Annotated in this window: 9 protein-coding genes; 5 read left to right on the forward strand and 4 right to left on the reverse strand. The window is 73.7% G+C overall.

Translation table 11 applies throughout. The features are described 5' to 3' along the window. Window positions 1–223 precede the first annotated feature (223 nt). From ACWEVO_RS18680 to sigJ, 3 genes are all read left to right on the forward strand, one after another. On the forward strand, window positions 224–1234 hold the full coding sequence (locus ACWEVO_RS18680; RefSeq protein WP_452308793.1) for an ArsR family transcriptional regulator: 1011 nt from the start codon (window positions 224–226) through the stop codon (window positions 1232–1234). A 292-nt stretch (window positions 1235–1526) separates the two neighbouring features. Beyond that, window positions 1527–1967 carry a carboxymuconolactone decarboxylase family protein gene (locus ACWEVO_RS18685; protein WP_452308794.1) on the forward strand — a complete coding sequence of 147 codons (441 nt, stop codon included), beginning with the start codon at window positions 1527–1529 and terminating at the stop codon, window positions 1965–1967. Next, a complete protein-coding gene (gene sigJ / locus ACWEVO_RS18690) occupies window positions 1964–2848 on the forward strand; it encodes an RNA polymerase sigma factor SigJ (RefSeq protein ID WP_452308795.1) in 885 nt (294 codons plus the stop codon). Before ACWEVO_RS18685 ends, sigJ begins: the two co-directional genes overlap by 4 nt. Window positions 2849–2903: 55 nt before the next feature. Here sigJ and ndk read toward each other — a convergent pair whose 3' ends face one another. Further along, a complete protein-coding gene (gene ndk / locus ACWEVO_RS18695) occupies window positions 2904–3329 on the reverse strand; it encodes a nucleoside-diphosphate kinase (RefSeq protein WP_452308796.1) in 426 nt (141 codons plus the stop codon). Window positions 3330–3473: 144 nt separating this feature from the next. Here ndk and ACWEVO_RS18700 point away from each other — a divergent pair, with 144 nt between their 5' ends. Further along, window positions 3474–4718, forward strand: a complete 1245-nt coding sequence (locus tag ACWEVO_RS18700; RefSeq protein ID WP_452308797.1) for a VOC family protein — start codon at window positions 3474–3476, stop codon at window positions 4716–4718. A gap of 36 nt (window positions 4719–4754) precedes the next feature. Here ACWEVO_RS18700 and ACWEVO_RS18705 read toward each other — a convergent pair whose 3' ends face one another. Genes ACWEVO_RS18705 through ACWEVO_RS18715 form a run of 3 tightly spaced genes read right to left on the reverse strand, consistent with a single transcriptional unit; the run spans window position 4755 to window position 9114 of the window. Beyond that, complete coding sequence (locus ACWEVO_RS18705; RefSeq protein ID WP_452308798.1) at window positions 4755–5168, reverse strand: DUF4233 domain-containing protein; 414 nt, start codon at window positions 5166–5168, stop codon at window positions 4755–4757. Then, window positions 5165–6436, reverse strand: a complete 1272-nt coding sequence (locus ACWEVO_RS18710) for a bifunctional folylpolyglutamate synthase/dihydrofolate synthase (RefSeq protein WP_452308801.1) — start codon at window positions 6434–6436, stop codon at window positions 5165–5167. Before ACWEVO_RS18710 ends, ACWEVO_RS18705 begins: the two co-directional genes overlap by 4 nt. 59 nt (window positions 6437–6495) lie before the next feature. Then, window positions 6496–9114: a valine--tRNA ligase gene (locus ACWEVO_RS18715; RefSeq protein WP_452308799.1), complete on the reverse strand. Its 2619-nt coding sequence runs from the start codon at window positions 9112–9114 to the stop codon at window positions 6496–6498. 69 nt (window positions 9115–9183) lie between these two features. On the opposite strand from ACWEVO_RS18715, the gene ACWEVO_RS18720 reads away from it, so the two are divergent. Then, window positions 9184–9864, forward strand: a complete 681-nt coding sequence (locus ACWEVO_RS18720) for a hypothetical protein (protein WP_452308800.1) — start codon at window positions 9184–9186, stop codon at window positions 9862–9864. Window positions 9865–10022: the final 158 nt, after the last annotated feature.

The following is a 10022-nucleotide window of genomic DNA, read 5'->3' on the forward strand; positions in this document are numbered from 1 at the left end:
GGGGCTGCCGAGCAGCGCGCCGCCGGTGACTCCCGCTCCGGCCACCAGGCCGGCGCGGAGCAGCGTGCGTCGGTCGAGTTGGGTCATCGGTCCTCCAGGTTCCCGAGGTAGGCCAGCCCGGTCTACCGGGCCGAGATGACCGGTGACGCCGATCGAGGTGGCCGGCACCCCAACGACGGCTGTCGAAACCCCGGGGGGAAAGGGATTCGCTAGTCTCGCGAGGGTGATCCGGATCCACCTGGACGACGCGACCGTGGCCCGTACCCGGATCGCGGTCAGCCCGCTCTGGGAGATCCAGACGGGCTTCTGGCTGCTGCACCGCAATCCCGACGACCTGACCTGGCCCTACACCGGGTGGGCGCGGCACGCCCGCCGGGTGCTGGCCCGGCTGCCGGCCTCCGCCCCGGTCCGGGTCTACCTCGACGCCGGGGCGAACCTGCCGGACTTCCTCAGCCCGATTCCGCCCGGGGCCACGCCCACCCTGGCCGAGGAGGCCGCCACGCTGCGGGCGACGCCCGCCGAGGTGGTCGCCGCCCAGCTGGGCCGGCACTGGCCGGACGGGGTGCCGGAGTGGCTGCGCCCGTTCGCCGCCGATCCGCCCGGCGCTCTCGACCGGTTGGCCGAGGACCTGCTCGACTGGTGGGAGGCGGCGCTCGCCCCGTGGTGGCCGGCCATGCGGGCGGCGCTGGACGAGGAGGTGCTGCACCGGGCCCGCGCGCTGGCCGCCGACGGGCCGGACGCGCTCCTGGCGGACCTGCACGAACAGGCCCGCTGGGAACGGCCGGTGCTGACCGTGACGAAGCCGTGGGATCAGGAGGTCGCGGCGGCCGACCGACGGTTGCTGCTGATCCCGCTGATCTTCTCCGGGGGCGGGCTGGCCTGCTCGACCGACCACCCCGAGGTGGTGGCGATCTCGTACCCGGCCCGGGGCGCGGCGCTGCTGGCCGGCGGGCCGACCCGCTCCCCGGAACCGGGCACCGACCGGCTGGCGCTACTGCTCGGCCGGGGCCGGGCCACCGTGCTGCGCGCCCTCGTCCGCCCGGCGACCACCGCCGGGCTGGCCGGTGCGCTCGGGCTGGCCCCGAGCACCGTCTCCGAGCACCTGGCCGCACTGGTCGCCGCCGGGGTGGTACACCGCCGGCGGCACGGCCGCCGGGTGCTCTACGGGCTGGAGCCCTCCGGCGCGGCGCTGCTGGGCCTGCTGTCCGGGGCACCGGTCCACGCCTCGGCGTGAGGATTCGGCCGGTCCCGAATCGATGGCGTCACCGGGCGTCCCGCCCTAGCGTGACGGGCGCGGCACCGGCCCGCCCGGTGGCCGTCCCGCGGCCGCCCGGGGGCGACCGGCCGGCGCCGCGGGGCGGGAGCGGTCCGCAGCGTCGGCCGAGGGTCGACACGGGGAGCTGTCCGGCCCGCCTCGCCCCTCCGGCGCCGGGCGGCTCCATGACCACCGTCACACCGCCGCGTTGTCACGCCGCCCGGGCCCGGATCCGTCGTGCGGGCGTACGGACGACATGAGGGAGGCGGCGATGAGCCGGATCAACATTGCGACCGTGGCCCCGGAGGCGTACCGGGCGGTGCTCGGGCTGGAGAAGTACCTCCACGCCAACCTGGACCACACCGTGCTGGAGCTGGTGAAGCTGCGCGCGTCGATGCTCAACGGCTGCTCGTTCTGCGTGGACATGCACAGCCGGGACGCGCTCGCGGCCGGCGAGTCCAGCCGCCGGCTGTTCGCCGTCGCGGCCTGGCGGGAGGCGCCGTTCTTCACCGAGCGGGAGCGGGCCGCGCTGGCGCTGACCGACGCGGTCACCCGGCTGGGCGAGCACGGCGTACCGGACGAGGTCTGGGACGCCGCCGCGAAGGTCTGGTCGGAGAAGGAGCTGGCCGATCTGGTGATCGCGATCGCCACAATCAACGTGTGGAATCGGATCTCGGTGACCAGCCAGACGCAGCCGCCGGCCGAGGTGTGACCCCAGCCGCGGCGGCGCAGGCGGCCGGTGCGCTCACCGCGCAGCGGCCGATGCTGCTGGGCCTGGCCTACCGGCTGCTCGGCAGCCTGCACGACGCGGAGGACGTGCTCCAGGAGGCGTACCTGCGCTGGCTCGACGTCGACCGGGACTCGGTCGCCGAGCCGCGCCGGTACCTCTCCCGCGTGGTCACCCGGCTGGCGCTGGACCGGCTGCGCGCCCGGCAGGCCGCCCGGGAGACGTACGTCGGCCCGTGGCTGCCGGAACCGGTGCCCACCGATCCGTCGCCGTTCGGACCGCTGGACACCGTCGAGCTGCGGGAGACCCTCTCCACCGCCCTGCTTCACCTGCTGGAGCGGCTCACCCCACCGGAGCGGGCGGTGTACGTCCTGCACACCGCGTTCGCCCTGCCGTACGCGGAGATCGCCGACGTGCTGGACCGGTCGGCGGCGGACTGTCGCCAACTGCACCGTCGCGCGGTGGCCCGGCTCGCCGACGAACGGCGCCGCTTCACCGCGGCTCCGGCCGAGCAGCGGCGGCTGCTGGACGCCTTCCTCGCCGCCGCCCGGCAGGGTGACCTGGCCCGGCTGACCGCCCTGGTGGCCGCGGACGCCACCGCGTGGAGCGACGGCGGCGGGCGGGTGCGGGCGGCCCGGAAGCCGCTGCACGGGGCGGACCGGATCGCCCGCTTCTTCGCCGGTGTGTACGGCCCGCGGCGGCCCGGCATCGCGGCCGTCCCGACCGAGCTGAACGGCGCGCCCGCGCTGGTGCTGACCTGGCCGACCGGGGTTCGCTACACGCTCACCGTGACCGCCGCCGGCGGCCGGATCACCGCCCTCTACCTGGTCGGCAATCCCGACAAGCTGGTCGGCCTCCCCGGCTGACCGCACGCGGCGGCCCCGGCCCCCTTGGGGGGAACCGGGGCCGTCGACGACGAGGTCAGCCGAGCTCGGGGAACCAGAGCGCGATCTCCCGCTTGGCGCTGTCCACCGAGTCGGAGGCGTGCACCAGGTTCTCCCGGTTGGACAGGGAGAAGTCGCCGCGGATGGTGCCGGCGGCGGCCTTGCGGCCGTCGGTGCTGCCGATCATCCCGCGCACCACCTCGATCACCTGGTCGCCGGAGAGCACCAGGGCCACCAGCGGACCGCCGGTCATGAACGCCTTCAGCGGCGGGTAGAACGGCTTGTCCACGTGCTCGGCGTAGTGCTGGTCGGCGAAGTCGCCGTCCATGGTCCGGGACACCATCGCGTCGATCCGCAGGCCCTTGCGCTCGAACCGGGCGAGGATCTCCCCCACCAGACCGCGGCGGACCGCGTCGGGCTTGATCAGTACGAGCGTGCGCTCGTCCGGGCTGCTGCTGGACACGCTGGGTTCCTCCTGTGCGCGGAAGCGGGGCGGGCTGGGTACGGTCAGCCTAGCGACCCGGTCCCGGCGCCCGGTCGGCGGCCGCTCTTTCCCTCGGCCGCCGATCCGGCCTAGCCTGGCCCTGGAACCCCTGGGAGGTCCACTGTGGCGAATGGCGGGAACCGCACCATCGCGCCGGTACGCAAGCTGATCGGCGCGGTGCTGGGCACTGTGGCGACCTTCATCACGCTGTTCGGCCTGGGCATGACGAGCTGGGCCATCGTGGCGCTCGGGGTGGCGCTGCTCGTGCTGGCGATCGCCCTGGCCACCGTACGAGCCGGCGGGCGCACCTGGGTGGTCGGGCTGGGCCACGTGCACAGCGCCTCCGAGCCGCCCACCCAGTACGCGTTCGGCCGCTGCGAGCTGCAACTAGTGATCGACGCGCCGGGGCTGCCGCCCCGCTCCAAGAAGATCATCGAGCCGCGGGTCCCGGTCGCCAAGTGGCCCTCGCTGGGGCAGGCCCTGCCGGTCCGGGTGGCCCTCGACGACCAGCGGCACGTCCGGGTGCTCTGGGACGAGGTGCCCACGCACGCCGAGAGCGCCGCCGCCGTCGCCGACCTGCCGCCCGAGTACGCCGTTCCGGACCCGGTGGAGGAGGTGCTGATCGCCCAGGAGGCGCCGCCGTGGGCCGACCGGGCTCCGGAGGACGACTTCCGCGACGACTTCCCGCCCGCGCCCGACCCGCTCCTGGACGACGTCGGGGGGCTGCCCGAGGAGCGCGAACCGGTCGTGGTGCACCAGCGGCCCGGCGGCCCGATGGTGCTGGAGGGCGAGCTGGTCGAGCCGATGAGCGCCCCCCTGCCCCGCCGCGCGCCGGCCCCGCGCCCGCCCGCCGAGGAAGGGTTCGACACCGTTCCGGTCGACTCGATCGACGTCCCGCTGGACGAGCCGGCCGCCGAGCCGCCCCCCACCGCCGAGGAGCTGGACGAGGCCATCTTCGGCGCGGCCGGCGACGAGCCCGCCGAGGTGGCCGGCAGCCCGATCAGCGGGGTCGGGATCACGCTGCTCGTCACCGACCTGGACCGGTCCGTGAACTTCTACCGTGACCTCGGCTTCGAGGAGATGGACCGGGGCGTTGGCAACGCCGTCCTCTCCTCCGGGGCGACCCGCCTGGTGCTGCGCCGGGTGACCGGGGCCGCCCCGATCAGCCGCCGGCTGGTCCACGTCAACCTCGAGGTCGACGACATCCAGGCGGCCTACCAGCGGCTGCGCGGCTCCGGCGTCCGGTTCACCTACGCCCCCCGGGTGGTGAACCGGGGCACCAAGCTGGAGGTGTGGGCGGCGGCCTTCAAGGACCCGGACGGGCACGGCGTCGCGCTCACCCAGTGGCGCACCCTCGCCGACGCCTGAGCGGCGTCCTCCCGCGGCCGCCGGGCCACCGCCGGCTCAGCCGAGGATGACCCGCCGTACGTGCAGCGCGTACCCCCACACCAGGGCGAACATGACGCCCAGCACGAGCAACGACCAGTGCAGCAGCCCGGAGAGCATCAGCAGGCCCTGCAGGACCGTGCCGACCGGCCAGGCCCACGACCGCTTCATCTGCCCGGCCAGCAGCACGCAGGCGACCGCCAGCGCCACGATCGCGCCGATGGCGGCACCGCTCAGGTGCCCGCCGACCAGCCGGATCGGCTGGATGGCCAGCAGCAGCACCAGCGCCTCCAACGCCAGCGTGCCGGCACCCAACCCGCGCACCGCCCGCTCCGGGTTGCGCAGTCCGGATCGCCGCCGCCCCGTCCCTTCGCCCTCGCCTGGTGGCACGTCCGCCGGCCCGCCGGCCGGCCGCTCCTCCGGGCCGGTCATCGCTTGAGCAGCCGGCGGGCGTCGGCCACGGTCACCACCGACCCGGTGATCAGCACGCCGACGCCGGCCAGCTCGCCGGGAACGTCGGCCTCGGCCTCGGCGACGGCGGCTTCGATGGCGTCCGGCATCTCCTCGGCGACCTGCACCCGCTCGGACCCGAAGACCTCGCGGGCCAGCGCGGCCAGCTCGTCGACGGGCATCGCCCGGGGCGAGCTGTTCGCGGTGACCACGAGCGAGTCGAGCACCGGCTCCAGCAGCTCCAGCAGGCTGGCCGCGTCCTTGTCGCCCAGCACGGCGAGCACGCCGACCAGCTTGCTGAACGCGAACTCCTCCTGGAGGGCGGTGACCGTGGCGGTCATCCCGTGCGGGTTGTGCGCGCCGTCGAGCAGGATCGTCGGCGCGGTCCGCACCTTCTCCAGCCGGCCCGGCGAGCTGGCCGCGGCGAAGCCCTCCCGGACCGCCTCCACGTCGAGCTGGCGGCGCGCCCCGGCGCCCAGGAACGCCTCCACGGCGGCGAGCGCCGCCGCCGCGTTCTGCGCCTGGTGGGCGCCGTGCAGCGGGATGAAGATCTCCTCGTACACCCCACCCAGGCCCTGGATGGTGAGCACCTGGCCGCCGACGGCCACCGCCCGGCGCAGCACCCCGAACTCGGCGCCCTCCCGGGCGACGGTGGCCCCGACCTCGGCACAGCGCTCCAGGATCGGCCGGGCCGCCTCCTCCTCCTGCGCCGCCGCGATCACCGTGGCGCCCTTGTGGATGATGCCCGCCTTGTGCAGCGCGATGTCCTCGATGGTGTCGCCGAGCCACTCGGTGTGGTCCAGCCCGATCGGGGTGATCACCGCGACCCCGGCCTGGATGACGTTGGTGGCGTCCTCGGCGCCACCGAGCCCCACCTCAACCACGGCGACGTCGACCGGCGCGTCGGCGAACGTGGCGAACGCCAGCGCCGTGGTCAGGTCGAAGTAGGTGAGCGGCTCGGCGGAGCGCTGGTCGACCAGCTCGGCCAGCGGCGCCACCTCCCGGTACATGGCGACGAACCGCTCCTCGCTGACCGGCTCGCCGTCCAGGCTGATCCGCTCCCGGACGGTCTCCAGGTGCGGGCTGGTGTAGCGGCCGGTGTGCAGCCCGAACGCCCGCAGCAGCGAGTCGATCATCCGGGCCGTGGAGGTCTTGCCGTTCGTCCCGGTCAGGTGGATCGACGGGTACGCCCGCTGCGGGCTGCCGAGCAGGTCGAGCAGGGTCTCGATCTTCTCCAGGTCGAACTGCATGCGGGTGAAGCCGCGCGCGTTGAGAGCGGCCTCCACCTCGGCGAATTCGCTACGGTCGGTCACGAGGGCAACGCCTCCAGGGCGGCGTCGATGCGGACCAGGTCGGCCTCGGCCACCGCGAGCCGTTCCCGGATCTTGGCGACCACGTGCTCGGGCGCCTTGCCGACGAACGCCGGATTGTCCAGCTTCGCCCGCGCCTGGGCGACCTCCTTCTCGGCGGCCGCGCGGTCCTTGGTGAGCCGGGCCCGCTCGGCGGCCACGTCGATCGAGCCGCGGGTGTCCAGCGCGACGCTCACCTCGCCGGGCATGGCGAGGGTGGCGCTGGCCTGGAAGTCGTCACCGGCGGCGTCGAGGCGGACCAGCGACCGGATCAGCGGCTCGTGCGCCGCGATGCCGGCGGCGGCGAGGCCGTCGAGCCGGGCCGCCACCCGCTGGGTCGGCCGCAGCCCCTGGTCGGAACGGAACCGCCGGATCTCGGTCACCACCCGCTGCAGGGTGCCGACCTCGCCCTCCGCGGCGTCGTCGACGAGGGTACGGTCCGCCACCGGCCACGCCGCCGTCATCACCGTCTCCCCACCGGTGAGCGCCGTCCACAGCTCCTCGGTGACGAACGGGATGACCGGGTGCAGCAGCCGCAGCAACTGGTCCAGCACGTGCCCGAGCACCCGCCGGGTGGCCTCGGCCGCCGGCCCGCCCTCGGCGAGCACCGGCTTGCTCAGCTCCACGTACCAGTCGCAGACGTCGTCCCAGGCGAAGTGGTAGAGCAGGTCGCAGACCTTGGCGAACTCGTACGCCTCGAACTGCTCGTCCACCTCCGCGGTGACGTGCGCCAGGCGGGACAGGATCCACCGGTCGACCGTCGAGAGGGTGCCCGCCTCGGGCAGCGGCCCGTCGGTGTGCGCCCCGTTCAGCAGCGCGAACCGGGTGGCGTTCCACAGCTTGTTGCAGAAGTTGCGGGAGCCCTGGCACCACTCCTCGCTGACCGGCACGTCCTGCCCGGGGTTGGCACCCCGGGCCAGGGTGAAGCGGGTGGCGTCGGCGCCGAACCGGTCGATCCAGTCCAGCGGATCCACCACGTTCCCGAACGACTTCGACATCTTCTTGCCGTGCTCGTCACGGACCATGCCGTGCAGGGCGACCACGTCGAACGGCTGCACGCCGTCCATCGCGTACAGGCCGAACATCATCATCCGGGCGACCCAGAAGAAGAGGATGTCGTAGCCGGTGACCAGCACGCTGGTCGGGTAGAACTTCGCCAGGTCCGGGGTGCGCTCCGGCCAGCCCAGGGTGGAGAACGGCCACAGGCCGCTGGAGAACCAGGTGTCCAGCACGTCCTCGTCCTGCCGCCAGCCCTCGCCGGTCGGCGGCTGCTCGTCCGGGCCGACGCAGACGATCTCGCCGTCCGGGCCGTACCAGACCGGGATGCGGTGGCCCCACCAGAGCTGGCGGGAGATGCACCAGTCGTGCATGTTGTCGACCCAGGCGAAGTAGCGCTTGGCCAGCTCGGCCGGCTCGATCTTCACCCGGCCGTCGCGGACCGCGTCGCCGGCCGCCTTCGCCAGCGGGGCGGTGTTGACGAACCACTGCAGGGACAGCCGCGGCTCGACGGTCGTCTTGCACCGGGAGCAGTGCCCCACGGCGTGCACGTACGGCCGCTTCTCGGCGACGATCAGGCCCTGCTCGCGCAGCGCGGCGACGATGGCCGGGCGGGCCTCGTACCGGTCCAGCCCCTCGAACGGGCCCGGCGCGGTGATGATGCCCCGCTCGTCCATGATCGTCAGGGCCGGCAGGTCGTGCCGCTGGCCGATCTCGAAGTCGTTCGGGTCATGCGCCGGCGTCACCTTGACCATGCCGGTACCGAAGCTCGGGTCGACGTGCGCGTCGGCGACGATCGGGATCCGCCGGTCGGTCAGCGGCAGCGCCACCTCGGTGCCGATGAGGTGCTGGTAGCGCTCGTCGTCCGGGTGCACCGCGACCGCGGTGTCGCCGAGCATCGTCTCGGCCCGGGTGGTGGCCACCACGACCTCGTCGCTGTAGCGGATCGAGATCAGCTCACCCTCGTCGTCGGTGTGCTCCACCTCGATGTCGGAGAGCGCGGTGAGGCAGCGCGGGCACCAGTTGATGATGCGGTTCGCCCGGTAGATCAGGCCGTCGTCGAAGAGCTTCTTGAACATGGTCTGGACCGCGCGGGACAGGCCCTCGTCCATGGTGAAGCGCTCGCGGTCCCAGTCGACCGCGTCGCCGAGGCGCCGCATCTGGCCGAGGATCGCGCCGCCGGACTCGGCCTTCCACTGCCAGACCCGCTCGACGAACTTCTCCCGGCCGAGGTCGTGCCGGGACAGCCCCTCGCCGGCGAGCTGCCGCTCGACCAGGTTCTGGGTGGCGATGCCGGCGTGGTCCATGCCGGGCAGCCAGAGCGCCTCGTAGCCCTGCATCCGCTTCCGCCGGCTCAGCGCGTCCATCAGGGTGTGCTCGAACGCGTGGCCCATGTGCAGCGAGCCGGTCACGTTCGGCGGCGGGATGACGATGGTGAAGGGGGGCTTGTCGCTCTCCGCCGACGCCCGGAAGTGGCCGGCGGCTACCCACTGCTCGTACCGTCGCTGCTCTACCTCGCCGGGCTGGTACTGGCCGGCAAGGGTCGGGGCGTCGGGGCGTCGGGCATCCAGTCTCTCGGTCACCCTGAAAGTCTACGGAGCGCTTTCGGAGACCCGACGTGCGCCACCTCCTGTTCGCGTACGGTGGCGGACATGTCCGACGCACATCTCACCGAGCGGGCGGTCGGCGACGGGGCGGAGCCCCTCGACCTGACCGACGAGCCGATCCAGCTGAGCCGCCGCGACCCGGCGCTGGAGCCCGAGGCGGCCCGGCCGGCCTCCCGTCGGCGTCGGATCGCCCTCCGCGCGGCGCTGCTCGTCGGCCTCGCCGGCCTGGGCGCCCTCGGGGTCGGCGGCTGGCGGGTCCTGGCGCAGAAGGACACCACGCTCAACCCGCCGGCGAAGCTCGCCGGGCTGACCCGGGACGACAGCGACGGGGCCCGCACCACCGCGGACTACCTGCGGAACGGCTTCGCCGCCGACATCGACCTGGACCGTAGCTTCGGCACCGTCTACAGCGATCCGGCGGACGCCAAGCGGGCGGTGCTCGTCTTCGGCGGCACCACCCTGCTCTGGCAACCGGAGCGCGACCTGGACAGCCTCTTCGGGTTGATGACCGACGAGACCGGCAAGGTCACCGGCCTGCGCGAGGTCGACGCCGGGCGCCTGGGCGGCGTGATGAAGTGCGGTACGACCAGCGGTGACGGCGGTGACTTCGCGATCTGCGGCTGGGCCGACCACGGCAGCGTGGTGATGGGGATGTTCCCGGGCCGGTCCGTCGACGACTCCGCCCGACTCTTCCGCCAGCTCCGGGAGGGCATCCAGCATCGCTGAACCCGGGTTCTCCCGCGAGACGCCGCCGCCCGCCGGCGGCGTTTCCCCATTTCAAGGATCGTGGAATGCACTGAGGGCCACCCCGTGTGGGGTGGCCCTCAGTGAATGATTGTCCGGCGGTGTCCTACTCTCCCACACCCTCCCGAGTGCAGTACCAT

It is taken from the genome of Micromonospora sp. NPDC003776, assembly GCF_053605645.1.

Coding starts and splice junctions, on each gene's coding strand:
- ACWEVO_RS18705 (WP_452308798.1), bottom strand. CDS start 5,168: ATGACCGGCCCGGAGGAGCGGCCGGCCGGCGGGCCGGCGGACGTGCCA.
- ACWEVO_RS18720 (WP_452308800.1), top strand. CDS start 9,184: ATGTCCGACGCACATCTCACCGAGCGGGCGGTCGGCGACGGGGCGGAG.
- ACWEVO_RS18685 (WP_452308794.1), top strand. CDS start 1,527: ATGAGCCGGATCAACATTGCGACCGTGGCCCCGGAGGCGTACCGGGCG.
- ACWEVO_RS18710 (WP_452308801.1), bottom strand. CDS start 6,436: ATGCAGTTCGACCTGGAGAAGATCGAGACCCTGCTCGACCTGCTCGGC.